Raw genomic sequence first — 25,399 nt, forward strand, 5'->3', positions numbered from 1 at the left:
TCCGCTCGCTGACCATCCTCTGGCGACGCGGCGCACTACCCCCATGCCTTTTGGAGGTACCGGCGTGAGCACCAACACCACGACCCGGCCCGATGCCGGCGGAGCCACGAGCACGGCAGGCGGCGCCTGGATCAACGACGGCAAGAAGCCTCCCGCCTCGCGGTTGCGCACCACAGGGCGCCGCCGCAGCGTGCCGTACCTGCTGCTCGGCGTGCTGCTCGTGCTGGCGTGCGTGGGCGGCTTCGTGCTGATCTCGCTGAACTCCGGAGATCGGCAGGCCGTGCTCGCGCTGGCCCGCGGTGTGCCGGTCGGGCACGTGCTGACCACGCAGGACCTGCGGCAGGTCAACGTCGCGGTCGACCCAGGTGTCGCGGTCGTTGGCGCGGACCAGGCGGCCACCGTGGTCGGCAGGCCGATGGCCACCAGCTTGTCGGCCGGTGCGCTGCTGACCCCGGACGCCGTTGGCGGTGCCGCGCTCCCGGCCAGCGGGCAGGCCATCGCCGCCCTCGCGCTCAAGCCAGGCCAGTTCCCCGCGGAAGTCGGACCGGGCGCGCGGGTGTCGGTGGTGTTCGTGCCCGGCCATGCCGGGACCGCGACCAGTCCGCCCGCCGATGGCGGCACGGTCTGGCCCGCGGTGGTGACCAGTGTGACCACCCCGGCGAACGACCAGAACACCGTGGTCTCGGTGCAGCTGTCCGAGGCCGCCGCACGCCAGGTCGCCGCTGTGCCAGCCGGTCAGTTGTCGATCGTGATGCTCTCCGCTGGAGGTCGCTGATGTTGATCTCGGTCCTGTCCCTGAAAGGCTCACCGGGCGCCACCACGCTGGCCGTGGCCTTGGCCGCCCGCTGGCCCGCTCCGGCGCGCGCACTGGTGGTCGAGGCCGATCCTTCCGGTGGCGATCTCGGCTTGCGCTTCTCGCTGTGCTCGACACCGGGCCTGGTCAGCCTCGCCGCCGCCGCGCGCCGCGGCGCCGACGCGGACCTGGTGTGGCGGCACACCCAGCAGCTTCCCGGCGGCCTCCCGGTGATTTCCGCCCCGCCCGATGCCGACCAGGCCCGCGCGGCGCTCTCGGCCCTGGCTCCCGACCCGACCAGCGGGCTCGGTGTCCTGCGCGCGGCGGCAAACCAGCCGGGCACGGTGGTCATCGCCGACTGCGGGCGCGTGGACCCCGGCTCGCCCGCACTGCCGATCGTGCGCGCCTCCGACGCGATCGTGCTGCTCTCGCGGGCTCACGCCGACGACCTCGCGCACCTGCCGCGCCGGCTACCCACCGTCGGCCGCTGGAGCCCCAACCCGGTGCTGCTGCTGGTCGGTGAGGGCTACTCCACCGCCGAGGTCGCCCGCGAACTCGGTGTCCCGCCGCTGGGGCGTGTGCCCGATGACCCGAGCGGCGCGGCCGTGCTGTGCGGTCGGCCGAACAAGCTGCGCTGGGGTCGCAGCGGCCCCGCACATTCGGCGCTCGGCCGCTTCGCCCACCGCGTCGCCACCGAACTCGCCACCCGCGAGCGCGTACCGGCCAGCCGAATCCAACCTGGGCCGGCTGAGCCGGTGACGCAGGTCCCGGTCCTGCGCTCGGTTCCGGGTGTGCCGCCCGGTGCGGTCTCGTCAAACGGTGTCCGCGTCGCACCGAGCCCCGTGACCGACCACCGCGACCAGCAGGGAGGGCAGGCGTCGTGACGTACCCGACCAACCAGTACCCGGCGCCGGTGCCGCTGCGCCCCCACCAGCCATCCGGAACGGACCCGTTCGGCAGCGCCGCACCTGGACACGACGCTAACGTGCCGCCGCTGGGCTGGGGCACCGACGAGGACACGGCCGACCTCTCGGCGGCCACGGCACGGCTGCGGCAGCACCTCCGGGAGCGGTTGAACGCGGAGCTTCCGCAGCGGGTGGCCGATCAGCAGGACCGCACCGGGACGACCGCCACCCGCGAGGCTCGCCGCGAGCTGGCGCGCGGCATCCTCGACGAGGCGCTGCGCGTGCACACCGAGAACGAGCTGGCCGCGGGCCGGCAACTGCTGCCCCGCGAGGTCGAGCAACGGGTCGTCGGGGAGGTCGTCAACGAGCTGTTCGGCATGGCCGGGCTCCAGCCGCTGCTGGACGACCCGACCGTGGAAACGATCAACGCCAATCGCTTCGACCGGGTCTTCGTCCAGTACAACGACGGCCGCCGCGCCCCGGTCGCCCCGATCGCGGGCTCGAACGAGGAGCTGACCGATCTGGTCCGGCTGCTCGCCGCCAGGGCATCGAGCCAGGAACGCCGTTTCGACCAGGGCTCCCCGGCGGTCAACCTCCAGCTCCCCGGCGGGGAACGGCTGTTCGCCGTGATGGGGTTGACCGCGGGTGGGGTGACGGCGTTGTCGATCCGCCGTCACGGCTACCTCACCGTCACCCTGCCCGAGCTGCGCCGCCGAGGCACCCTGGACCCCGGCTTGGAGGCGTTCTTGCGGGCGTTGGTGAAGGCTCGCAAGAACGTTCTGATCACCGGTGGCACCGGCGCGGGTAAGACCACCCTGCTGCGCGCGCTCGCCAGCGAGATGGACCCGCTGGAGCGCATCGTCACCATTGAGGACGCCTTCGAGCTTGGCCTGGACCACGACCCGGACATCCACGCCGACGTGACCGCCTTCCAGGCCCGAGAAGCCAACGTGGAAGGCGAGGGCGCGATCAGCCAGGCCGAACTCGTGCGGTGGGGTCTGCGGATGAGTCCGGATCGGGTGATCGTCGGTGAAATCCGCGGGCCTGAGGTCATCCCGATGTGCAACGCCATGTCTCAGGGCAACGACGGCTCGATGGCCACCCTGCACGCCTCCAGCTCCCGGATCGCGTTCACCCGCCTGGCCTCCTACGCCGCCCAGGGCGTCGAGCGGCTGCCGCTGGAGGCCACGAATCTTCTGGTCGCCTCGGCGGTGCACTTCGTGGTGCACCTGGCCCGCGCCGAGGACCGGCGCACCCGTGTCGTGTCCTCGATCCGCGAGGTCGTCGGCGCCGACGGCTCGCAGGTGATCTCCAACGAGGTCTACCGCCCCGGACCCGATCGCAGCGCACGCCCCGTGGCCGGAGCGCTGCGCAGCGACACCCTCGACGACCTGGTCGACGTCGGCTTCGACCCCGGCGTGCTGGAGAACCCCGAAGGCTGGTGGACACCGTGAACATCACCCTCAGCCCCACCACGGCCGCCGCGGCGCTGCTCGGCGTTGGCACCGGGCTCGGCCTGCTGCTGGTGGTCCTCGGCTGGCGCGGTACCGACCTCCAGCGTCAGCGCCGCACCCGGACCCGTGCAGCCCGGACCGTCGACCAGCACCGCGGCCTGCGGATCGCCCTCGCCATCACGGTCGGGGTGGTGACAGGACTGCTCACAGGCTGGCTCGTCGGCGCCGTCCTGGCCGGCCTCGCCGCCTGGGCACTCCCGCGGGTGCTGGGCCGTGACCCCGAGCACGCCCGCCGAGTCGCGCGGATCGAGGCCATCGCCACCTGGACCGAGATGCTCCGCGACACCCTGTCGGCCGCCGCGGGGCTCGAGCAGGCCATCCTCGCCACGGCGCCGCTGGCGCCGACGGCCATCCACAGCGAGGTCGGCGAGCTCGCCGCCGGGATCGCCAACGGCGACCGGCTCGCGCCCGCCCTACGTCGCCTCGGTGAACGCCTGGACGACCCGGTCGGCGACCTGGTCATCGCCGCCCTGCTGCTGGCCGCCGAACAACAGACCCGCCAGCTCGCCGACCTCCTCGGCTCGCTGGCCGACGCCGCCCGCGGCCAAGCCTCGATGCGGATGCGCGTCGAGGCCGGACGCGCCCGCACCCGCACCTCGGTGCGCGTCATCGTCGGCACCACCCTGGCCTTCGCCGTCGCCGTGGTGCTGCTCAACCGCAACTACATGGGCGCCTACGACAGCGCCGCCGGGCAGATCGTGCTGCTGGGCATCGGAGCGCTGTTCGCCGCCGGGTTCGCGTGGCTCAACCGCATCGCCCGCGTCGCCCAGCCCGACCGGTTCCTCTCCACCGCCGCCGACCAGGACCCGGCAGCCGGCCCGGCACAGATCCTCGTCACCGCGAGGCAGGAGTGAACGCCGTGATCACTTACATCGCCCTGGGCATCGGATCCGGGATCGGCCTGTGGGCCTTGGCGGTCTACCTGTTCCCGCCACGACCAGCCCTCGGCGCGGTCCTGGCCCACGCCACCGCCCCACCCGCTCCGGTACCCATCCTCGCCACCGACGACACCGGCTGGGCCGCACGACTCGGCCGACCCGCGGTCGCCCCACTGCGCGCGCTCGGGCTCCCCGGCACGCGCTTGGCCAAGGACCTGGCGGTCATCGGCCGCTCGACCTCGACCCACCTGGCGGAGAAAGCCACCCTCACCGTCGCCGGACTGCTGCTCCCGGTCCTGTTGACCGTGGTCCTCACCGTGGCCGGACTCGGACCGGGCTTCGAGTTCCCGATCATCGCCGGACTCGTCCTGGCGGCCGTCGGGTTCGTCCTGCCCGACCTGCAAGCCCGCTCCGACGCCGCGAAGCTGCGCACCGGGTTCCGCCACGCCCTCTCGGCCTACCTCGACCTGGTGTGGATCACCCTGGCAGGCGGAGCCGGCGTCGACAGCGCGCTGGGCGACTCGGTCACCATCGGACGAGGATGGGCGTTCGAGCAGATCCGCCGCGCCCTGGACACCGCCCGCCTCACCCGCACGACCCCGTGGGCGACGCTGCGCCAGCTCGGCGAGGAACTCGACGTCACCGAGCTCGCCGAGCTCGCCGCGTCGGTCAGCCTGGCCGGCACCGAGGGCGCCAAGGTCCGCACCTCCCTGGCCGCCAAAGCCGGAGCACTGCGCACCCACCAGATCACCGAGGCAGAAGGCGACGCCCAAGCCGCCACCGAGCGCATGAGCCTGCCGGTGATGGCGCTGTTCCTCGGGTTCCTGGCCTTCATCGCCTACCCCGCGCTCACGCAGGTCCTCAATGGACTGTGACATCGCGCGCGGACAGCGACCGAACATGAACGACAAGGGAGGACAACACGATGCGTACTCAAGTGGAGGCATTGTGGACAGTGGTGCAAGCGCGGTGGGAGGAGCTGCGGCGCCAGCCGGAAGCCGGGTACTCGACCGAAACCGTCCTGGTGACGGCGCTGCTCGTGGTGGCCGCGCTCGCGGTGATCGCGATCGTCATCGCAAAGGTCACCGAGAAGGCCAACGGCATCACCATGTGATCCCCATGAGCCACAAGCACAACACTCGGTCACCGGCGACTCGCGCCGGATGGCGTCGGGTCCGTCGCGCGCTGCGCGGTGATCGTGGGTCGGTCAGCGCGGAACTGGTCATCGCGACACCCCTGTTGTTGCTGATGCTGCTGGCCATCGTGCAGTTCGCGCTCTGGTCGCACGCCACCCACATCGCCCAAGCCGCCGCCTCGCAAGGGCTCGCGGTGGCACGGTCCCAGAACGGGACCGCCGCGGCCGGCACGTCCAGCGCCCGGCAACTGCTCGACCAGCTCGCAAACGGCCCGCTCACCGGCTCCACCGTCGCCTCGGATCGCACTGCGGACTCGGCCTCGGTTCGGGTCAGCGGGACCGCGACCTCGGTCGTGCCGTTCCTGAGCCTGCCGGTGCACGCCGAAGCCGTCGGGCCCGTCGAACGCTTCGTCCCCGACCTGGGAGGCCGGTGATGGCGATGGCCCGGCACACCGCGCCCCTCACGGGCCCAGGACGGCGTCACGGCCGCGCCCGGCCCGGTCGGCAGGGGTGGGCGGCCTGGTGGCGTGCTGATGACGGGTCGGTGGCGGCCGAAGTCACCATCGCGGCGCCGTTCCTGGTCATGCTGCTGGTGTTCGTCGGGGTCGTGATCCACCGAGGGGTGGACGCGCGGATCCGTATCGACGACGCCGCCCACCAGGCTGCTCGCGCCGCCAGCATCGAACGCACCCCAACGGCCGCGACGACCGCGGCTCAGTCGACCGCGGCGAGCGCACTGTCCTCGGCAGGGGTGACATGCGCGTCGTTGTCGGTGAGCACGTCGACCGGCGGCCTGCGTCCCGGCGGCACGGTCAGCGTGACCGTGTCCTGTGCCGTCGACTTCGGCGACGCGCTCATCCTCGGCGTACCCGGCGGCAAGACCCTCTCTGCCACCTCGATCGAACCCGTGGATCTCTGGCGTTCGACCCCGAACACCGGGAGCGAGACATGACCCGGCGAGGTCGCCATGCCCGGCGCAGCTGGTGGTCGACCTCGTGGTCGACGTGGTGGCGCACACGCTTGCGGTGGTGGCGCGCCGACGAAGGCCGGGTGACCGCGTTCGTCCTGGCGCTGACCGTCGGCATCCTGGCCTTAGCCGGGCTGACCCTCGACGGTGGCCTCGCGCTGGCCGCCAAAGTGCGGGCCAACGGCCAGGCCGAGGCCGCGGCCCGCGCGGGCGCCCAGGCCATCGACCTCACCGCCTACCGCAGCAACGGCCGCCTGCAGCTCATGCCCGCTCAGGCGGTCGCCAACGCCCAGGCCCACCTTGCCGCCGAGGGCGCCACCGGCACGGTGACCGTCTCCGCCGACACCGTCACGGTCACCGTGACCGCTTCGCAGACCACGCAGCTGCTCGGGCTGGTCGGCATCGGGTCGCTCCAAGTGCACGGGCAGGGCAGCGCACACCCGCAGCGCGGGGTGACCGCGATCGATCCATGACCACATCGTCGTCCGCCGTGAACACGGCATCGCAGAGAAGGGGAAGCAGCATGGCAACGCCCGAGGAGATTCGCCAACGCGTCGAGGAGGCCGACACCGCCCGCAGTGCGCGGCGGGCTGCCGCCGCGCAGCAGGTCGGTGAACTTGCGCAACGCCGAGCCGAGATCGTCGCCCAGCTCGCCGAGGTCGAACGCGAGCTCGGCGAGGTGGTGGCCGGCGCCCAGGACGTCATCGACGTTGACGAGTTGGCGGCTTTCACCGATCTCAAGCCATCCGACCTCACCGGGTGGCTCGCGGGGCGCAAGCCCAGCCGCGGCAAGCGAAGGAAGGCCACGACCACGACCGGCGCGCACGGTGACGTGCCCTCTTCGTCTGGATCGAGAGCACAGGCACCCGAGCAGAGGCGCAGCTCCGGCGACAGCCCGGTCGCTGCCCGGACGGACACATCCGAGCTGATCGGTGCCCGCGCGAGCTGATCGGTACCCACGTTGGCGTCGCCCGTGAGGTTCATCTACGGCACGGCCCCCATGCCGTCGCTTTACCAGGACGGCGAGCGACTACGCCCAAGTCTGTTGAGGAAACGAGCACGTAATGGCCACAACCCCGCATTCCTCCCGCCGCAAGTCGCGTCGGCGAACGCGAGGCCGGGCGTGGAAGGGCGCTGGGCGGGTGCTCCGCGCGCTCGGCCGGCTGGTGCGCGGCGTACTGGCGGCCACCGTGCTGGCCGCGTTGCTGGCCGGGCTGCCGTGGGCATTGACGCACTTCGTCGGCTGGCCCCTGCCGGACCACCTGCCCTCTTGGGCGGAAGTCCAGGGTGTCCTGCTCGGCCCGATGACCACCACATTCCTGCTGAACTTCCTCGCCTGCGCGACCTGGCTCGTGTGGGCCTTCTTCACCCTCGACGTCGCCCGCTGCGCGGTCGAGATAGCCCACGACGCCCGGATGCCCGACCTGGCGGCGGCCGGACCAGTGCACCGGATCGCGGCCGCGCTCGTCGGCGCGGTCCTGATCTCCATCCTCGGTCAACGCGCCGGCCTGCCCGCCACGAGCCCCGCTGCGGGTGGTGCAGCAGCTGAGGTGGTGGCGACGGCTCCCGCCTGGAGCACACCCGCCGAACAGGGGAAATTCGCGGTGGTGCGACCGGCCGCCTACAGCGCGCCAGAACACCACGCGACGACCAGAGCGGTCGAACAGCCCAGCCGCGTGAAATCCGCCGTGGTGCTTCCGTACAACCCCGACACCGGCGTGTACGACTCGCTGTGGCGGATGTCCGAACGCACCCTTGGTGACGGCAACCGCTGGCCGGAGATTTACGCGCTCAACAAAGGCAAACCCCAACCGAACGGCGGCAGTTTCGCCCGACCCAGCCTGATCTTCCCCGGCGAGGAGATGGCCCTGCCCGACGACGCCACCGTCAGCTCCCCACCAGTCACCGCCCCGGTGCCGCCGCCAACCCCGCCCCCTGCGCCCGAGCCGCCACCCAGCAGCACGACCACACCGGTGCCCTCCACGACCCAACCACCCGTCACCACCGAAGCCCCACCAACCACGCAGGCCCCACCTGCGACCCAAGCGCCGCCGAGCATCGACGCGGCAGGCGAGCCGGGGATCCGCTGGGGCGAAGAACTGTTCGTCGGCCTCGGCCTGGCCGCGGCGGTCAGCGCCGCCCTGGTCGCGGCCCGGCGGCGGAATCGACGCCGGTACAAGCCGGGCAGCGGCGACCGCAGCGACCTACCCGTCGCCCCGGTCGTCTACCAGCTGCGGCTGGCGCACCTGCGCGTCGACCACGACACCACCAGCGGCGACGACGAGGTAGACCTCGACTGGCCGACCGAACGGCCACCACGCGCATCGGCACCGCCGCTCGTACTCGGCACCCATGCCGACGTTCCCGACGTTCTCGACGACCAAGCAGCGGTCCTGCCGGTCGGTGTCCGGGACGGCCGCGAGATCGCGGTGGACCTGGCCGCCGCGCACGGCCTGGGGCTGCTCGGCGCGGGCGCACCGGCCGCGGTCCGTGCGTTGCTCGTGGCCATCCTGAGCACGGCTGTCACCACCCACGGGCCCGCCACGGTCATCGTGCCTGCCGACGACCTCGCGGTCCTGTTCGGCAGGCGCGTGGCGCAGGCACCGCTTCCAGCGGGTGTGCGAGTGGCAGCCGACCTCGACGCCGCGCTGGACATGCTCGAATCCGAGACCCTGGTTCGCGTCGGTCAACTCCCGCCCACCGGCCAACCTTGGGAACCCGTCGTGCTGGCGGCCCGCGCACCCGGCCGCCAGGCCCGCAGGCTGCAGGCGGTGTTGGACAACGGCTCGACCGTCGGCGTGACCGGACTGCTGCTGGGCCAATGGAGCAGCGGGGTGACCGCCTACGTCCGCGACGACGGCACCATCTCCACCACCAGCCCCGGCCTCGGTGAGCCGCTGCGCGGCGCGCGCGTGTTCCGACTGGGTGACGACCACCTCGCTGACCTGCTGGACCTGCTGCATCAAACGGACGCGGACGTCGAGCCCGAGCTCACCGAGACCGCCGTCGACGAACCACGTGCAGCGGTCGTGCCGCGTCCTCATGTCGTCGTGGACGATCCCGGTCCCGGCGCGAGCACCGACGACCGCGGCCCCGCGGGCAGCGAGCACACGCGCACCGAGACCACCATCCAGGCGCCGGTCGCCGACACAGACCTGGAGCTGCTGGCAGCCCCCGCCGAAAACGACCGGCGAAGCGACGGTGAGCTGGAAATCCTTTGGCCGGAGCCCGCACCAGCGACGCCACCCGGTCTCCGGCTGCGCCCTGTCCAACCCGTTCGCTCCGACGTCGACACAGCAACCCAGAACACCGGTGAAGGCCACCAGCACGGATTGTCGGCGGAGAGTGGGCCACAGGGCTCCGCCGAGCCGCGCGAGGGAGCGTCTGCGCCGCTGCGCGTCAGCGTGCTCGGGCCGCCGCGGGTGTGGTGGCGTCCCACGCCGGCAACACCCGACGGCGAGACCACCGAACGCGAGATCACCTCAGCGTTCCAGCCACGCCTGCGCGAGCTGCTCGTCTTCCTGGCGCTGCACCCCGACGGCGCCAGCCGCGAGGCGCTCATCGCCGCGCTCTGGGCCACGAACCCGCCGGAGCGGACCACCAACGCGATGAACACCGCGCTCTCACGTCTGCGCCGCGCCCTGGCCGCCGCAACGGGCAACGCGTTGTCGGACCTCGTGGTGGTCGGTGAGGGCCGCTACCAGCTTGACCCCGAACTGGTGGAGGTCGACTACCACCACTTCGCCGCCGCCGTGGCGGCCCGCCGCGCCGCCGTTAGCGACGCCGATCGGGTCGAGGCGTACCGGCGGATCGTCGACAGCTACACCGGCCCCCTGGCCGACGGGCTTTCCACCGACTGGATCGAGACCGCCCGCGAGGCCATCCGCCGCGACGCCATCGACGCCGTCGCCGCCCTGGCCCGCGCCCTCGTCGAGGACGATCCACAACAGACGCTGGACCTGCTCGAGATCGCGCGCGCGTTCGACCCGCACAACGAACTGATCTACCGCGACATCATGCGCCTGCAGGAACGCCTCGGACAGCTCGACGCCATCCCGCGCACCCTGACCCTGCTCACCACACGGCTCGCCGAGGTCGACGATCGGCCCACGCACCAGGCCGTCGACCTGGCCGACCGGCTACGTCGTCGCCACGATGTTCCGGGCGAACCGGGACGAGCAGACCGCGGGCACAGCCGAGCGGGATGAGCCCCGCCGGCGGCCTCGTACGTGGCGTCGGGTCACCCGACGGTGCCACCGGCACGAGGGCGACGGTCGGTGGAGTGGAATCGACCGGCCCCGGCTGGGGAGTCGAGATCGACCACGTCATCGAGAATGGACGTCTCCGCACCACTCTGACGGCTGTGCGCTTGCGCCTGCGAGAGCAATTCCGGATGTGCGCGAGTCCACTCGATCAGAGGCTCTGCCAGCGTCAACACCTCCGCGACCACCGGAGTCAACGAGTACGCGACCTCCGGCGGAAAAGACTTATCGCAACTCTCGCGAACGATGAGACCCTGTTCGCGCATCTTTTTCAATGTGCGCGCCAGAATGCTATCGTGCAGGACAGCGTGTTTGTCCGTCCAATTCTCGTCGATGGAATACGAGTTGACCGTGGAAAGAATCTCTACCCGACGCAGCGGGCCGTCCCGGAGTGCTACCAGGATGGCGGGTACCCACTTGTCCCCGAAAAGGTTCTTCAGGTCATACAGTCCACGAAGGACCCTGTCATCTCGCTCCGTCACCGCGCCTCCCCGTGTTCGCTGACCGGACCCCCACTGCGCGCCCGCTCGTCACGACCTGCGGCAGGCCCTTCCCCGAGTCTGCCGTCGAGGCGATCGTGCCTGCTCAGCGCGACCGCACCCTCACCCTCCGCCTCCCCTGGCGACGAGTGTCGAGCTTCCCACGCTACGCCAAACGGCCGAAGTCGCCCACCGTATTCCTACTCAGCTCAACCTCGGTGAGATGTCACTCTGTGTAGTCATTGTGGAGATCGACAGCGCGTACGGTCACTTCCGTTGGGGGTTCATACGGGGGATCACATTGGGGATCAGGTTGGGGATCCTGTTAGAGCGCCACCCTCTCCGGGCAGCGAAGACGCCGGTCAGGAGCCCTGTAGGGGGATCCGCTGGTATCCCAGACTCGCTTGGCCACAAGCCGGTGAACACATCGGGGCGGGCTGGTGGCCGGCTGTCTGCCGTGTCGCCTCCGCGGGTGCCTCCGGCTTCTTACTGCCGTCTTTCTGGTTCAATTACCCCCTTCTTAATATCTCTTAGTCCCTTTCTTTTTGTATTTTACGCGTGTCGTCGGCTTTCGGTCTTCCGGTCGCCTTCCGTCGCTCGTCGCCTTCTGACCTGCGGAAACGTGGTCGCATTTTCGGTTGAAAACGCGCGGTCGCGCGCCGGGTCGGGATTCTGGAATGGTGGCGACGGGGTCGAACGAAAAGAGTCTTGAAAATGAGCTGCCAAACCTATTGCATCACGCGCGGCGCAGAGTCATAATTGAATTGTCGCCGGGGGAACCGGAAACCACACCGAATACCACGCCCGGCGCGAGCCATGTCGAAAACGGGGAGCCAATTATGTGTTACGCCGACACCGTGACGAATGACGACGGAACCGCCACCGCGTTTTGCTACTGCGGATGGTCGGCGGACCACGCCACCCCGGAAGCGGCGGACACCGACGCCGAACGGCACCAAACCGCCGCCGACGCCGCCGAGTCCGCGCTCGCCGCCTGACCCGCCGCCCCCGCACACCCGAAAGGAACGCCCGCGATGACCACGCCCACCCCGCCCGCCGCACCGCCCGCCACGGCACCCACCACCACGCCGACCACCCCGGCGGGCGCGCCGAAACGGCTCGGCAACGGTGAACTCCGCGCGATGGTCGCCAAAGTGCTAGCCGACAACGCGGGCACCGACCTCACCCCGCGCACCATCGCGGCCACCCTGAACCGGTCATCCGGGGCGGTCGGCAACGCGTGCAAAGTGCTCGCGGACCGGGGGGAGGCCGAGGTCGCTTCCACGTCCCCGCTGGCCTACCGGGCGACCGCGACCACGGCGTCCGCCGCCGCGCCCACGATCACCCCCGCCCCGCCCCGCACGCCCCGCCCGAAAACCCCGAAAACGCCGACGGGCACACCGTCCGCCGCGCCCACGACCACGCCCGCCCCGTCGGGCGCGGGCGGGTCCGCCGCCGGGGCGGCGGGCGTGGTCACCGGTCCGGTGAAACGCCCGAACGGGATGGACTACCACCCCCGGTTGCTGTCCGGGATGCCGGACGTGACCGCGTTGGCGCGGTTGCGGGATGCCGGGGTCGCCGCGCTGCTGTACGGACCGCCCGGGACCGGGAAGACGTCGGTGGTGGAGGCGGCGTTCCCGGACTGCATCACGGTTCAGGGCGACGGGGACACCGTGGTCGCCGACTTTGTGGGCGACTACACCAAAACCCCGGATGGCGAGTTCGTGTTCGTGCACGGTCCGCTGGTCCGCGCGATGCGGGACGGGGTGCCGCTGTTCATCGACGACGCGACGCTGATCCCGCCGACCGTGCTCGCCGTGGTCTACCCCGCGATGGACGGACGCCGCCAGATCGTGATCAAGGCCAACGGCGGCGAGATCATCGACGCCGCGCCGGGGTTCTACGTGGTCGCCGGACACAACCCCGGCGTGCACGGCGCGGTGCTCACCGACGCCCTCGCGTCTCGGTTCTCCGTACAGGTTCAGGTGTCCAGCGACTACGACCTCGCCGACCAGTTGGGCGTGGACCGCAAGGCGGTGCGCGTGGCGCGCAACCTCGCCACCCGGCAGGAACGGGGCGAGGTCGGATGGGCACCCCAACTGCGGGAACTGTTGGCGTTCAAGAAGATCGCCGCCGTGCTGGGCACCGACGCCGCCGCCGGGAACCTCGTGGGCATCGCGCCGGAAGAGGACCGCGCCACCGTCGCCGCCGTGGTGCGCGACGCGTTCGGGCGCACCGTCGCCCCCCTCGCCCTCGGTGCCCGCATCACCCCGAAAACCTGACCTCCCAACCCGCCCGCGAACCGTGACCGTCGCGAAAGGACCCGTAACCGTGAGCACCCACTTCACCGCCGACCCGACCGCCACCGGTGCCGCCGTGTTCCCCGCACGCCCGGAATGGCTGACCCTGTCCGCCGCCTTCGCCGACGAGGTCCCGATCATCGCCGACCGCGACGACCTCCTGGTCACCGTCGCGCCCGGCGCGGGCGGGGGTGCCCCGGCGTGTTTCTACCCAGCCCGTGCGCTGATCGAGGTCGACGGTGACCACCTCGGGGTGGACCCCGCCACCGTGGACCCCGCGAACCTGTCCGACCGCCCCCGCTACGCCCCGGCGTGGGGTGCCCTGACCCACGAGTGCGGGCACGCCAAACACACCGCGTGGGAACCACCGGACGACGCCCCACCCGGCGTGGTCGCCGCCGCCATGCTGCTGGAAGAGCCCCGCATGGAAGCCGCACAGGTCCGCCGCCGCCCCGACGACCGGCACTGGTTGCGGGCGTGCGTGCGCGGCATCGTCGCCGCCGACCTGCACCTGTACGCCGACCCCGCCACCGCCCCGCAGATGACCCCCGCGCACGCCGCGCACACCGCCGCGCTGCTACTGGGACGCGCCGACGGCGGGGTGCTCACCCGCACCGAGGTCGCCCCCGTCGCCCGTGTCATCGAAGACGTGCTCGGGGCCGACACGTTGGGCAAGTTGCGGGCGGTGTGGCGCACGGCGTTGCGCACCGCCGACGACGACGGCGAGACCATGCTCGCCCTCGGGCGGCAATGGTGCGAGATCCTCGGCACCGACCCGGACACCGAACCCAACACCCCCGCCGACCCGGACCCCGGCGCGGCACCCGACCCGTCCAGCACCCCCGACCCGTCCGGTAGTACCCCCGGCACCGGTAGCGGCAACGCCCCCGCCGACCCGTCGCCGTTGGCGGACGCGATCGCCGCCGTACTGAACGGGGTGGCGGCGAGGGTGGCGCGGGAGAAAGCCCCCGAGGACCCCGCCGCCGTCGCCGCCGCCGAAAAGGCGAAAGCCGACGCCGCCGAGAAGGAGGCGCAGAAGTCCGCGCGGCGGGTGTTCGCCGCTGGTGGTCCCCGCACCGGGACAACCCAGCTCGCGGGTACCCGCCCGCCCACCCCGGAAGAGCGCACCGCCGCGCGGGTGTTGGCGCGGGCGTTGGACACCGCCGGGGTCCGGGAACGGGTCGCGGTGCGCTCCACCTCGGAGGTCCCGCCGGGGCGGTTGCGGATGCGCGGTGTGCGTGCCGCAGACGCCCAACGTGCCGCCGGGGCGGTGGTGACCGCCGAACCGTTCACCCGCACCACCCGTACCCCGGTCACCGTGCCGCCGTTGCGGGTCGGGGTGGCGTGCGACGTGTCCGGGTCGATGCGGTGGGCGTGCGCGCACGTGGCCTCGGCGGCGTGGATTCTGGCCAACGCCGCCCGCCACACCAGGGTGCCCACCGACACCGCGAGCGTGATCTTCGGGCACCACGTGCGCCCGCTGACCCACCCCGGCCGCCCGCCCGCCGAGGTCACCGAGTTCTACTCCAACGACAACTGGGAGGACATCCCGGTCGCACTGGACGCCCTCGACGGTGCCCTCGGGCTGTCCCGCCCCGGTGCGGCGCGGCTGCTGGTCATCGTGTCCGACGGCGACTACCGCTTCCAGCCCCGCATCGACGGGCAGCGCAAACTTGACCGGTTGCGCGCGTCCGGGTGCGCCGTGCTGTGGCTGACCACCGGCACCCACGACACCCCGCTCGACGGGTCCACCGTCCACGTGCTGACCGACCCCGCCGCCACCGCCCGCGCCATCGGGCACGCCGCCACCGCCGCCCTCCGCGCGACCGCCCGCTAGCCCCACGGTCCGGGGCGGGACGCCCCGCCCCGGACCACCCGCCCCGCACCAACCCACGACCACGAGGTGACCCGCCATGACACACGCACACCCCCGGACCGTGGGCGACCTGATCGCCGCCCTGTCCGGCTACGACCCCGCCACCCCGCTGCGGGTCGCTGCCCAACCCGGCTACCCGATGGAGCACATGCTCGCGCGGGTGGTGTGCACCCCCGACGACGCCCAGTCGTGGGGCGTGCGGCCCACCGACCCGCCCGTGGTGTGGCTCGGCACCGGTGAACAGGTCGGCTACCTGCCCGCGATCGCCGCCGATGCCCTCGGGTGGTCGGCATGACCACCACCCTCACTGGCGCCTCGCGCAGCTGGCCTTGGCCGGCGAGGCCGCGGCGCGAGGCCGGCCGGGCCCAAAGGCCGGTGAGTTGAGGTCATGTCGACCAAGACCGACTTCTATCTCGGGCGCGGCCATGACGCCGAGTGGCTCGGCTCCCTGCAATGGGAATGCGAACCCGAGAACCTCCTGCGCGTCCCGCCCGGACGCCTCGCGCTGACCGCGACCGACGAGCCCACCTACCGCGCGGCCGTGGCCTACCTCGTCATCGTGTGGGAGACCGAAGGCATCGGCACGGCCTTCCCCCGCCGAACCGGGTGGCCGTGGCCGTGGGCGACCAGCCACATGAGCAGTTGGATCGTCGCCTTCGACCCCGCCACTCCCGGCGTGTTCCTCACGGTCGGCGGCGGAGTGCGCTGGGAACCACTCGACCCACGCAACCCCCGCGAATCCGCCGAGGACATCGGGCCCCCCGACATCCACGCGTGGCTGCGCGCACCCGCCGACCCACCCTCGGTCCCGCTCCCGCTCATGCGCGACCCCGCCACTGGACTGCCCACCGCCGCCGGACAGTGCTTCACCAACCCGCACGACACCCAACACGCCACCGAAGGAGAAGGCAGATGACCGCACCCAACCCGCCCGAGGTCGACATCGTCGCGCGCAGCTTCACCGAGAACGGCTGCACAGTGACCGCGATCATCTACGAACCCGCCGACGCGCAGCAGATCTTGTACGGCACCGTCACCCGCGACGGTGTACTCGTCGGCAGCTACTACTGCGCCGACCGCATCCGCCAACAGGACTGGCGGATCGTCACCGCCGACGGTCACGACCTCACCCTCGACGGCAATCCCGTCCGCCCGTTGGACGAAGGCTCCGCCGTCATCGTGCTGACCACCATCCTCACCGCTCCCAAGGACGAGATCGATCAGCGCCTTCGGGACGCGACTCGCTCGCCCCGGTGACCTTGAAGCACCCGTTCCACTTGGAGGACAGTCATGACCGCGCATCACGGCGCGACGACGCCGCCACTTCCCGGCACTCTGCCGCCCGAGACCGTGTTGCTCGCCCCCACCGTTCCGGCCGCCGTGCCGATGCGCCCGCCCTCCGGGGTGTGGGGTCTCGTTGTGGTCGCCGTGCGGACCACCGACGCCGCCGGAGCCCCGGTCCGCTTCACCGGGGACGCCCCCGCACCCGACCCCGCGCACACCGACACCGCCGACCTGTTCGCCGGAGTGTGGCTACCCGAACCGCCGCCCGCCACCCTGCACGCCGGGGACCTCGTGGTGCGCCTGCACACCTCGACCACCGACCCCGCCCTGACCGATGTCGAGGTCCTCGCCGCGATGCAGGGCGAATGGCGAACCGTGGGCACCTGGGAGGCGGTGGACCCGCGCTGGCCGCACGAGGTCGCCATGACGGTGCTCGTGCACATGCGCTATCTCGCCGACGCCGCCTTTCAAGACGCGCAGTGGGTGATGCTGACCGGGCCGATCGCCGCCGCCATGCCCGGCTGGCTCTCGCGGGGACTCGGCCTTGCCGGCGAGTCCGCGGCCTCGCCGCCTCGCCGCGCACCCGACGGCCTCGCCGAGCTGCTCGAGGCCGGGCTGCTCGCCGAGGGCGACCACGTCGCGCTCGGCGAGCACGTCGCCACCGTCCGGGCAGGCGGGATTCTCCAGCACGGACCGGACGAGTTCGCCGTGTCGGCTGTCAACGCCCTCGCCACCCACCTCTGCGACTTCACCGCCAACAGTTGGCACCTGTGGCGACGCGCTCACGACAACCGCCCGCTGGCCGACCTGCGCACCGAACTCGCCCGTCGCTGAACCGACCACCAGGAAGGACTCCGAGATGACCACCTCGATGACCGAACGAGACGAGACCACCGGCACCAGCCCGCAGCACTACCACCACACCCGCACCGTCGAGATCGCTGGACGCACCGTCCGTGCCCACGTCGAACGAGGCCGCTACGTCACCATCACAAGTCGCGCGGTCGCTGAAGTGCTCAACGATCAGATGACGTGGACCATGCTCGCTGCCGAGGCAACCAGCGACTGGTGGTACACAACCCCGGCACCAGGACCCGACATCGACGACCCCGCCAGGTTCCTCGGCCCCGTCACCGAACGCCTCCTGCAGCGCGCCGCCACGATCCTCGCCGCCCCGCCGACGACACACACCCTCTCGCCGCACCTGCACGGCGCGATCAGCGCGCTTCTGGCGACCAGCTACGGCTACGACGCCGAGCACCGCATCGAACCCGACGACATCACCTGGGCCTACACCCACGGCGGTGCGCTGCACATCATCGAACACCCCGACGGCAGCGTCACCTTCACCAAGCACCATCGCGAGGACTGCCCCTTCATCACCAGCCGGGGCACGCAGGAATGCGACGAGGACTGCTACTTCACGCACCCTGCCGACGCCGAACGCGAAGCCCGTCGATGATCCCCACGACCGCCGACTTCTACGACGAAACCGGACGCCGCGCCCGATGGCTCGGAGCCCTCCACGGCAACGCCGGCCCCGAAACCCTGCGCAGCCTCGACTCCGGCCGACGCCTGCTGGAAGCCACGGACCCGACAACGTTCGCCGACGCCGTACTCGACCTCCTCGATGAATTCGCCCAACAGAACCTCGGACAAAGCCACCACCCCCGCGAGGGCTGGCCGTGGTCCTGGCCGGACAGCCGCAGCACCGACTGGATCTACCTCTTCAACCGAGGCCGAGCATGGGTGATCACCGGCCGCATCTGGAGCTACGCGATGCCGCGCGTCGATCACCCACCACGACGACCCACCGCGACCGGACACACCCAACCCGCCCCCAGCCACGATCAGACCGAAAGGCACGACAGCACATGCCCGACCCACTAGACCTCTCCGCGCCCCAACCGCGCTGCCCGGACTGCGAGGTCGCCATCGGCCAGCCACACGTCGAGGGCTGCGACGTGGCCATGTGCCTGCGCACCGGGCTCCAACGCCTGAGCTGCGAGCACAAACACAACTGCGGCAAAGACACCTGGTCCGGCCGCTGGCCCGGCCAGACCGACTGCGAACGCCTCGGCTGGATGATCGGCCCCGGCCTAGCCGACCTGAACCGGCTTCTCACCGAGGCGATGTGGAACCCCACCACCCAACAATGGGACGCCGCCTCCTAGCCGATCCGAACCACCCAACCCAACCCCCAACGGGGCCGCCACACGCCCCACCTCCCAGCGACCCCAACGGGTCGCTGGTCGGCCTTCACGACCAGCCCACACCCACACCGCCGCGCACAACATCGCGGGCCCGCAATGCCTCCCCGGCCCCCTGAACTTCCGGTTCAACGAACTGACTCCAAGCCTTCTGCCCCTCCTGAGAGGGATCTCGCCGGCCGAGGTCGAACCCGCCGCCACGAGAGCGACAGAGACACGTGCTCGGGGTGAACATCCGCATGGTGCCCCACGGGGGGCTCCCTAACTCGCTGCGGCTCACCGTCCGGAAGTTCTCGGCAAAAAGGAAGATCGTGCCCGTTCCACCTGCCATCGGCTGAACGGATCACCCCACGCGACACGGGCATCGGCCGCCTCGGCGTCATCGGAACTACCAATCAGGCCAACGACTTACACGAATCACGGCAACCGCGATCGGACCCGCGCGGGTCGTCCCTGCCGTCAAGTGGCTGTCCGCCATGTGCGACGAACAATCCTGAAACCCCTACGCAGGAGCGTGAACCCGGACGTCGTCGTGCCCCCAACGGTGATCCGTTGGAGGCACGTGACGAGATGACCCGCCCGATAGCGGGGGACGGCTACTCCGTTGCCGCCGCAGTCGTCGCGGCGAGGGAGTACTTCTTCGGCTTGTCACTGGTTCGCACGGCATAGCCGCTCTCGACCAGCTTCTCCAGCGCGTTGTGTACCGCACCAGAGGACCGGTCCAACGCCTTGCCGATCGCGTTCGGACTGAACTCGCCCGAGTTGTCCCGCAGGTAGTCCTCGACCATGCCCCGCAACGCCCCCGGTGCCAGCCTCTGGGGCTTCCCGGCACGGTCGTCGGTCGGCTGGTCGTCCGTGGGCTGGTCGTCCGTGGGCTGGTCGTCGGTCGTGATGGACCAACGGTCGGCCGGGCGGGAACCGCCGTCGGTGATCCCGGTGGCTCGGGTAACGAGACCGTCCTTCTCCCAGCGGGTGAGGATCTTGGGAGCGGTCGACTTACCGATCCCGGCGGCGGTGGACAGGGCGGTGGCGGTGTCGCCGGGGTTGTTCCGGAGTGCCTGCCACAGCTTCTCCTCGGTCTCCGTGCGTGGCTTGGCCGTGTCGGTCGCCGAAGTGGGGACAGCTCGAAGGGTGCGGTTGGTGGACATGACTACCTCGCAGTGATGACGGTTCGGGTTGGGTGGTCATGCCCCGGCCGGAGCGGGTGCGGCCCCCGGTGCGCATCCGGTGGTGTTGGGTCGCATAACTATGGACGCTTCCTTCGGCGCATGAAGTCAAGCGGTACATCGAAGAACCCCTTGTCTCCTGTGGACACACGCCCGCGTCGCGCTACTTCGTTAGTACGAACCGGTCCACTTCGCGTCGGTAGCACCCACAGGCGTTGACACCTCCGCGTGCACGAAGCGTCCATACACGTCGACCCGACCACAAACATTGCCGTAAAAGGGGTTGACCGAATGCACGACGCGAAGGAACTCGCCGCACCCACGCGCCGGCCGCGGTGCAACCGCGGCGCCCACAGCCCGCACTCGCGCCTTGGAAGCATCGGCGAAGCCACGGGACGTAGGAGCGCGGCATGATCGCCGTGACGGCGCGGGACGTGCCCGAAATCCGCGCACGCATGACCGACTGGGCGCGTGACCCCACCCTCGACGGCGCGGGCAACTGGTTCCGCTTCTTCCTGGGACCGAGTCCGGACGATGCCACCGAATCGCGAGTGTTCGATCGTGTCGACGATGTGGGAGCCACCATCGCTGGGACGTTGGCGGTCCAGCTTCCGGCGGCGGAGTTGTTCTACGTCTCCGCCGACATGACCGACCTCGCCCGCCACGCCGCCGACACGCTGACCGACTACCGACTGCAGCCGGAGGACCTGCCCGCGCAGATCGGGGTCATGGTCTACGAGCACCCACCCGTGGAAGGAACAGCCGCCGCACGCCACAACGCGGTCTCGGTTGTCACGTGGGGTCCGGGACGCGGCGGCTTGTGGGTGCACACCTGGGCGACCACGTCGCCGTCACAGCAAGGCATCGTCCGTATCGGCCGCACACTCGCGCAGGCACCTCGTGACGAGGTGCTGGCGCGAGCGAGAACGGCCGCAGCGCGCGACCTGCCCGAGCCGACTCCAGAAAACAGGCCCTCCGAGAGTGACGAGACCGCCGATCAGGTCGCCGACCATGTCCTCGCCACGTTCCTGCCGCATCTCGAACGCGCCCCGGTGCCGCCGTCGTTCGCCCCACCCCACGGCTACGAGTGGTGTGCGCTCACGCCGATGGAGTTCACAGAGATGGAGGGCTGGCCGGATGGGGTGTCCGAAGACGAGTCCTCTCGCGACAGCGAAGCCAGGATCGCCATGCAGCGCACCATTCTCACGACGTGGCTGCTTATGGGGCAGACCTTGGTGCGCTCGGAGCAGGTGACCGCGCCGCGCGCTGCCCGGCGTCGGATCGAACGCCTCGACCCGGTTCTCGATCCCACCGTGCGCTACATCGACTTGCGGCGTGCCCGCACCGAGCCGTCCGACCGCCCCGACGAGGACTTCGGCAACGGCACTCGTGAGTACCGGCACCGCTGGATCGTGCGCGGGCACTGGCGCAACCAGTACTACCCCAGCCGCAACGACCACCGCCCGATCTGGATCGACCCGCACTTCGCCGGTCCGGAAGACAAACCGTTGCTCGGCGGCGAGCGCGTGAACGTCCTGCGCCGATGACACCACTCCCACTGTTCGACCCATCCGATCTGAAGGGCACCATCATGACCGCCGAATCCGATGCCGTTCCGCCCCACCAGCCCGCCGCTGCCGTGCCGAACACCGCCCGGCCAGCCGACGACCCCGCGACGCATCCCACGCCCCCACAATCCGACGAAGAGACGGCGCTATTGTGGCGGGAGGGACTTCCGCCCGATGCCGTGATTCTCGCCCCATCGGTCGCCCCGACGCCGATGCGACAACCCGAGAACACCTGGGCGTTGCTCGTGGTGGCAGCGGACGTCCTGGACGACACCGACCCAAACCGAGAAGGCGAAGTCGCCCTGTTCGCCGGGTGTTGGCTGCCCGACCAGCCGCAGGCGGCAGTATGCGAAGGCGATCTAGTCCTCGTGCTGACCGCACCCAACGACGAGTCGCCGCCGGACGACGAGGTCGACGTGGAAATGCTGCTCGCCCACGGGAACCGGTGGATGCGGGTCGGCGAGTGGGAAGGGATGGACCCGCGCTGGCCGTGGACCGTCGCGATGACCGCTGCGGCGATCATGGGGCTGCACGTCGAAGCAACTGAGACAGCCTCGTTTATGCCAGGCGCGACAGCCGGTCGACCTCTGCGGGGTTGGGGCGGCAACGGCGGCCTCGTGGACCTGCTCGCCACCGGCCTGATCCACACGGGCGAGGAGTTCATCTGGGACCGTCCAGGGCGCGGTGCCCGGCACACCGCCCGCATCAACTCCGACGGCACCCTGGTCCTCGTCGACGGCCGTGCCTACGTCAACCCCTCCGGCGCTCTGACCGCACTCGGCGGCAAGCACCAGAACGGCTGGAAGGCGTGGAAACGAACCTCGGACGGACGCACTCTCGGTGACCTGCGCGCGGACCTTCGCGCCCGACGAGGACAGACGACCGAACCGCGCCGAGAGCTGTAGCTCCCTTGTTCGACAGCCGGGTCACCCGTATCCACTTGCATTGGTGGCCCGGCTGTCCTGGCACAGGAAAGGCTTAACCGTGGACGAATTCCTGCACACAAAGGACAGTGCGATTGTGCGGGGCGCGAAGGCTGGAGACGGTCCCGGCTACACCTTGGAAGCCATCGCCGTGCGCATTTCTCACGACATCACCGAGGCACGTAAGCGGGAGGATCTTCCGGCGTACACCCGCACGGTCGTCACCGTGCTCCCGTGGCAGCGAATGCTGCACATCCGCGTCGAGGGCTTCGACACCGTCCCTGCACGCGCGACGAGTCGAGCCGTGATCACCACGTTGTTCGACCTTGTCAGCACCTACAACATCATCCCGCTGGACTCGGTCGAGTTGCCGTTGTTCACCCAGCACATCGTGCTGGTCGACTCGTTCGGTCAACCGTTCGCCGCGATTGTCGGCGCGGGTGCGGGGGAGGTCGAACCTGTTATGCAGTAGAAGCCGCCGGGCGGGTCGCCCCGGCGTAGTCGTCGCCGTTGTACCGGTAGTTGTCGATCTGCACGGGTTGGCCGAAGGTCGGGGCGTTGATCATGAGTCCGCCGCCGATGTAGAGGCCGACGTGGTGGATGTTGCCGGGTGTGCCGTAGAAGACGAGGTCGCCCGGCAGCAGCGGCTGTCCGGCGGGGACGCGTGGGCCCGCGTCGTATTGGGTTTGGGCGGTACGGGGCAGGTTCACTCCGGCGGCGGCGTAGGCGGCCTTGGTCAGTCCGGAGCAGTCGAAGCCCGCGTGTCCGCCGTCGGGGCCGTTGCCGCCCCATACGTACGGCAAACCCCTTTGGCCACAGGCGTAGTTGATCGCGGCGAGGGTGACGGCGTTGGGGGCTTGGATGGCGTTGCAGTCGCCGTTGCCGATGCTGGTCGCGGCGGCCTCGGCGTATTTGCCAGCCTGCTTGAGGACCATGTCGACGTACCAGTCGGCGTGGTTGTAGGCGAAGATCGCCGCTCGCAGATCGCCTCGGCGTGCTCCGTTGTCACACAGCAGGAAGGCCGCGGCGTGGATGGCGTCGTGTGGGTTGTACCGCGAGGGCGGGCTCGCGCCACCCGGCGGGATCTGGTGGGCTGCGATGACGCCGTTGAAGGTCGGGGCGAGGAACTGCATCGGCCCGCCGGCCCCGGCGAAGTTCTCACCCTCGGCCACGCCAGGGGCTTTCAGGCGGCCGTGGTCGGTCTCGACTTTGCCGATCGCGGCGAGCACGGTCCAATCCAGTCCGGGACAGTCAGGGGCTGCGGTGACGTAGAGCAGGCAGTAGTCAGGCGGGATGTCAGCGATCGGTGCCGTGCAGTCGATGCTGGTGTTCGAGGAACTGCCGAACAGCGCGTCCACCACGGCACTCACGCCCATGCCGAGCAGGACGGGGATGAGCAGCAGGATGGCCGCAGCCCCGATAGCGATCTTGGCGAGCACGCTCTCACCACCTCCCCGGCCGGCCCGCCCCGCGCGGCGCCCGTGAGCTGGTCGAGGTAGGCGGCATCGGCGAGGGCGGCGGCGACATCGGCTGCGGCGAGTCCGCACCCGCCGGGGCCTCCTCGGTCGGCGTAACCGGCGGCGGCACGTGCGGCCAGGCGTCGGGCAGCCCTGACAGCGCTCGCCGGGACGCTCCGGCGGTTGCGGTCAGCGGGAGCCAGACCTCGTCAGCCGGGCTCGGGTGGACGGCCTCGGGGTTGAGCAGCTCGGCCGCCGCGGTGGCGACCGGCACCGAGCGCCGGTCGTCGAGCTCGCGCCACGCCTTCGCAAGCAGCCGGCGGGCGGCGGCCTCGCGCCGCGAGGTCGGCAGCCACACCAACAACGGGGTGGTGATACCGGTGGCTTGCGCGAGGGCGGCGTAGCCGGCCAGTTTCCCGGCGAGCTTGCTCAGCGGCTCGGTGCCGAAGTCGTACTCGAGGAACCACTCGACCTGCCATTCATCTGACCTCCAGCGGCCGTAGCCGTCGGGTTTGATCAGGTCGCCGAAGTGGCGGGCGCAGCGGGTCTCCGACCACCACGCCGCCAGCTCGACCTGCTCGCCGGGGTGCGGGTTGCGGGCTCGGTCGACCAGGGCGGTGAACCACTCGTTGACGCCGACAGTGTGGGCCAGGCGCAGGCTGTGGGCGACGCCGAAGACCCGGTCGTGCCGGTAGCCGAGTTCCTTGACGTCCAGACCGTCCTCGGCAGCGAGCACGGCCGCGCCGGCGGGCGCCAAGACGTAGTGCATCGGCGCGGTGCCGAGGGTCACGAAAGGCTGGAACCGGTCGACGACGCCCCACAGGTAGAGCTCACGCAGCCGCATCCGCCCGGAGCGAAAGCTGGGGAACGCGAGCGCGGTGATCTGGTGGGCGGTGAGGACCTTGTGCTCCCAAAGCATCCGGGCGATCCACTTGTCGCGCGGGGTCAGCCGCCACGCCAGCACCGCCTGGTGCTCGGCGGTGTTCGCGACACGCGCCGTAGGCCGGGTCGGCTTGTGGCCGCGCAAAGCACGCTGCCGGGTGGGATTGGTGATCATGGTGGGCACCTCCGGAAGGGCAGGGCGAAACCGCCCCGGCGCGAAGCGCGCCGGGGCGTGATGGGCGGGTGAACGAGCGGAAGAGCGGGCGGTCAGCCGTTGCGGCGGGGGTCGGCGCTACGCGGGCGCGCGACGGGCTCGTTCCGGTTGGCGGGTCGGGCCGTACCTGACGAGCTGCGTGGCGGCCGAGTGCCAGCGGTTGCGGGCCCGCCGGTGGCGGCCTCGGTCGCGCGGGTCCGCGCCGTGCGGCGCGCCACGCCGCGGATCTCCCGTGCCCTGCCGGGGACGGCGGGCGGGAGGGGCTTGGTCAGCATGGTGAACGGCTGGGCTTCCTCGCCGTTGAGGACCAAGCGCACAGCGGCGTGATAGACGCCGAGGTGGGCGAGGTCGTGATCGGACAACCGCGGGGCGGTGTGGCGGGACAGCTCGCGTGAATCCTCGGGGCTCGCGTTGAAGAAGATCTTGCTGCGGGCGTTGGTGGACATGCCCTCACGCAGTTCGCGGGGAAGCTGGCCGAGGTGCTGGTGGGCCAGGGTCATCGCGACCCGGAACCCGCGGGCCTCGGCGAGCATGTCCTCGATCGGGTATGGCAGTCGGGTAGCTCCACGACCCTCTCGGGTCGAGA

At 70.9% G+C, this 25,399-nt stretch carries 28 protein-coding genes and 1 pseudogene; 24 read left to right on the forward strand and 5 right to left on the reverse strand.

Features of this window, described 5'->3' with window-relative positions; all coding sequences use genetic code 11:
* The first annotated feature begins 64 nt into the window (after positions 1-64).
* From AB0M48_RS11660 to AB0M48_RS11710, 11 genes are all read left to right on the forward strand, one after another.
* Positions 65-775, forward strand: a complete 711-nt coding sequence (locus AB0M48_RS11660) for a hypothetical protein (RefSeq protein ID WP_363839283.1) — start codon at positions 65-67, stop codon at positions 773-775.
* Positions 775-1,677 carry a chromosome partitioning protein gene (locus AB0M48_RS11665; RefSeq protein ID WP_363839286.1) on the forward strand — a complete coding sequence of 301 codons (903 nt, stop codon included), beginning with the start codon at positions 775-777 and terminating at the stop codon, positions 1,675-1,677. The genes AB0M48_RS11660 and AB0M48_RS11665 overlap by 1 nt, the downstream gene beginning before the upstream one ends.
* Entirely contained in the window at positions 1,674-3,152 is a 1,479-nt protein-coding gene (locus AB0M48_RS11670; RefSeq protein ID WP_363839289.1) for an ATPase, T2SS/T4P/T4SS family, read from the forward strand. The genes AB0M48_RS11665 and AB0M48_RS11670 overlap by 4 nt, the downstream gene beginning before the upstream one ends.
* A complete protein-coding gene (locus AB0M48_RS11675) occupies positions 3,140-4,066 on the forward strand; it encodes a type II secretion system F family protein (protein ID WP_363839292.1) in 927 nt (308 codons plus the stop codon). Before AB0M48_RS11670 ends, AB0M48_RS11675 begins: the two co-directional genes overlap by 13 nt.
* A 5-nt stretch (positions 4,067-4,071) precedes the next feature.
* Positions 4,072-4,965 carry a type II secretion system F family protein gene (locus AB0M48_RS11680; protein WP_363839296.1) on the forward strand — a complete coding sequence of 298 codons (894 nt, stop codon included), beginning with the start codon at positions 4,072-4,074 and terminating at the stop codon, positions 4,963-4,965.
* A gap of 50 nt (positions 4,966-5,015) precedes the next feature.
* Positions 5,016-5,204 carry a hypothetical protein gene (locus AB0M48_RS11685; RefSeq protein ID WP_054044579.1) on the forward strand — a complete coding sequence of 63 codons (189 nt, stop codon included), beginning with the start codon at positions 5,016-5,018 and terminating at the stop codon, positions 5,202-5,204.
* 5 nt (positions 5,205-5,209) lie between these two features.
* Positions 5,210-5,659 (forward strand): TadE/TadG family type IV pilus assembly protein, encoded by a 450-nt coding sequence (locus AB0M48_RS11690; protein ID WP_363839301.1) that lies wholly within the window; start codon positions 5,210-5,212, stop codon positions 5,657-5,659.
* Between the two features lie 110 nt (positions 5,660-5,769).
* Entirely contained in the window at positions 5,770-6,177 is a 408-nt protein-coding gene (locus AB0M48_RS11695; protein ID WP_363839304.1) for a pilus assembly protein TadE, read from the forward strand.
* Positions 6,174-6,665: a hypothetical protein gene (locus AB0M48_RS11700; protein WP_363839307.1), complete on the forward strand. Its 492-nt coding sequence runs from the start codon at positions 6,174-6,176 to the stop codon at positions 6,663-6,665. The genes AB0M48_RS11695 and AB0M48_RS11700 overlap by 4 nt, the downstream gene beginning before the upstream one ends.
* Before the next feature lie 50 nt (positions 6,666-6,715).
* Positions 6,716-7,141, forward strand: a complete 426-nt coding sequence (locus AB0M48_RS11705) for a hypothetical protein (RefSeq protein ID WP_184671155.1) — start codon at positions 6,716-6,718, stop codon at positions 7,139-7,141.
* 193 nt (positions 7,142-7,334) lie between these two features.
* Entirely contained in the window at positions 7,335-10,400 is a 3,066-nt protein-coding gene (locus AB0M48_RS11710) for a transcriptional regulator (protein ID WP_363839310.1), read from the forward strand.
* A 32-nt stretch (positions 10,401-10,432) separates the two neighbouring features.
* Here the strand turns inward: AB0M48_RS11710 and AB0M48_RS11715 are convergent, their stop codons facing one another.
* Positions 10,433-10,936, reverse strand: a complete 504-nt coding sequence (locus AB0M48_RS11715) for a winged helix-turn-helix transcriptional regulator (protein ID WP_363839313.1) — start codon at positions 10,934-10,936, stop codon at positions 10,433-10,435.
* A gap of 854 nt (positions 10,937-11,790) precedes the next feature.
* Here AB0M48_RS11715 and AB0M48_RS11720 point away from each other — a divergent pair.
* From AB0M48_RS11720 to AB0M48_RS11765, 10 genes are all read left to right on the forward strand, one after another.
* Entirely contained in the window at positions 11,791-11,931 is a 141-nt protein-coding gene (locus tag AB0M48_RS11720; RefSeq protein ID WP_170067831.1) for a hypothetical protein, read from the forward strand.
* Positions 11,932-11,967: 36 nt separating this feature from the next.
* Entirely contained in the window at positions 11,968-13,215 is a 1,248-nt protein-coding gene (locus tag AB0M48_RS11725) for an AAA family ATPase (protein ID WP_363839317.1), read from the forward strand.
* A 49-nt stretch (positions 13,216-13,264) separates the two neighbouring features.
* Positions 13,265-15,070, forward strand: coding sequence for a vWA domain-containing protein (locus tag AB0M48_RS11730; protein WP_363839322.1), 1,806 nt, complete (start codon positions 13,265-13,267; stop codon positions 15,068-15,070).
* A 76-nt stretch (positions 15,071-15,146) separates the two neighbouring features.
* Positions 15,147-15,404: a hypothetical protein gene (locus AB0M48_RS11735; RefSeq protein WP_363839325.1), complete on the forward strand. Its 258-nt coding sequence runs from the start codon at positions 15,147-15,149 to the stop codon at positions 15,402-15,404.
* Between the two features lie 93 nt (positions 15,405-15,497).
* Positions 15,498-16,025: a hypothetical protein gene (locus AB0M48_RS11740; RefSeq protein WP_363839328.1), complete on the forward strand. Its 528-nt coding sequence runs from the start codon at positions 15,498-15,500 to the stop codon at positions 16,023-16,025.
* Positions 16,022-16,366 carry a hypothetical protein gene (locus AB0M48_RS11745; protein ID WP_363839330.1) on the forward strand — a complete coding sequence of 115 codons (345 nt, stop codon included), beginning with the start codon at positions 16,022-16,024 and terminating at the stop codon, positions 16,364-16,366. Before AB0M48_RS11740 ends, AB0M48_RS11745 begins: the two co-directional genes overlap by 4 nt.
* Positions 16,367-16,399: 33 nt before the next feature.
* Positions 16,400-17,227 (forward strand): hypothetical protein, encoded by an 828-nt coding sequence (locus AB0M48_RS11750; protein WP_363839334.1) that lies wholly within the window; start codon positions 16,400-16,402, stop codon positions 17,225-17,227.
* Between the two features lie 25 nt (positions 17,228-17,252).
* Positions 17,253-17,855: a hypothetical protein gene (locus AB0M48_RS11755; RefSeq protein WP_363839337.1), complete on the forward strand. Its 603-nt coding sequence runs from the start codon at positions 17,253-17,255 to the stop codon at positions 17,853-17,855.
* On the forward strand, positions 17,852-18,283 hold the full coding sequence (locus tag AB0M48_RS11760; protein WP_363839340.1) for a hypothetical protein: 432 nt from the start codon (positions 17,852-17,854) through the stop codon (positions 18,281-18,283). Before AB0M48_RS11755 ends, AB0M48_RS11760 begins: the two co-directional genes overlap by 4 nt.
* Positions 18,268-18,567, forward strand: a complete 300-nt coding sequence (locus AB0M48_RS11765; RefSeq protein WP_363839343.1) for a hypothetical protein — start codon at positions 18,268-18,270, stop codon at positions 18,565-18,567. Before AB0M48_RS11760 ends, AB0M48_RS11765 begins: the two co-directional genes overlap by 16 nt.
* Positions 18,568-19,199: 632 nt before the next feature.
* Here AB0M48_RS11765 and AB0M48_RS11770 read toward each other — a convergent pair.
* Positions 19,200-19,751, reverse strand: a complete 552-nt coding sequence (locus AB0M48_RS11770; protein ID WP_363839346.1) for a MarR family transcriptional regulator — start codon at positions 19,749-19,751, stop codon at positions 19,200-19,202.
* A gap of 428 nt (positions 19,752-20,179) precedes the next feature.
* Between AB0M48_RS11770 and AB0M48_RS11775 the strand changes: the two genes are divergently transcribed.
* The 3 genes from AB0M48_RS11775 to AB0M48_RS11785 all read left to right on the forward strand — a co-directional run bounded on the left by AB0M48_RS11775 (position 20,180) and on the right by AB0M48_RS11785 (position 22,732).
* Entirely contained in the window at positions 20,180-21,316 is a 1,137-nt protein-coding gene (locus tag AB0M48_RS11775) for a hypothetical protein (RefSeq protein WP_363839349.1), read from the forward strand.
* Positions 21,317-21,516: 200 nt separating this feature from the next.
* Complete coding sequence (locus AB0M48_RS11780; RefSeq protein ID WP_363839352.1) at positions 21,517-22,242, forward strand: hypothetical protein; 726 nt, start codon at positions 21,517-21,519, stop codon at positions 22,240-22,242.
* 43 nt (positions 22,243-22,285) lie between these two features.
* Entirely contained in the window at positions 22,286-22,732 is a 447-nt protein-coding gene (locus tag AB0M48_RS11785; protein ID WP_363839355.1) for a hypothetical protein, read from the forward strand.
* Here the strand turns inward: AB0M48_RS11785 and AB0M48_RS11790 are convergent.
* From AB0M48_RS11790 to AB0M48_RS11800, 3 genes and pseudogenes are all read right to left on the reverse strand, one after another.
* The gene (locus AB0M48_RS11790) at positions 22,722-23,636 is read right to left on the reverse strand and encodes a bifunctional lytic transglycosylase/C40 family peptidase (RefSeq protein WP_363839923.1); all 915 of its coding nucleotides are present in this window, start codon (positions 23,634-23,636) and stop codon (positions 22,722-22,724) included. The genes AB0M48_RS11785 and AB0M48_RS11790 overlap by 11 nt on opposite strands.
* A gap of 67 nt (positions 23,637-23,703) precedes the next feature.
* On the reverse strand, positions 23,704-24,774 hold the full coding sequence (locus tag AB0M48_RS11795; protein ID WP_363839358.1) for a replication-relaxation family protein: 1,071 nt from the start codon (positions 24,772-24,774) through the stop codon (positions 23,704-23,706).
* 92 nt (positions 24,775-24,866) lie between these two features.
* Positions 24,867-25,367 (reverse strand): annotated as a pseudogene (locus AB0M48_RS11800) (type VI secretion protein); the annotation flags it as partial.
* Positions 25,368-25,399: the final 32 nt, after the last annotated feature.

The organism is Lentzea sp. NPDC051208, from assembly GCF_040682435.1.
GTDB classification, from domain to species: Bacteria; Actinomycetota; Actinomycetes; order Mycobacteriales; family Pseudonocardiaceae; genus Lentzea; species Lentzea kristufekii.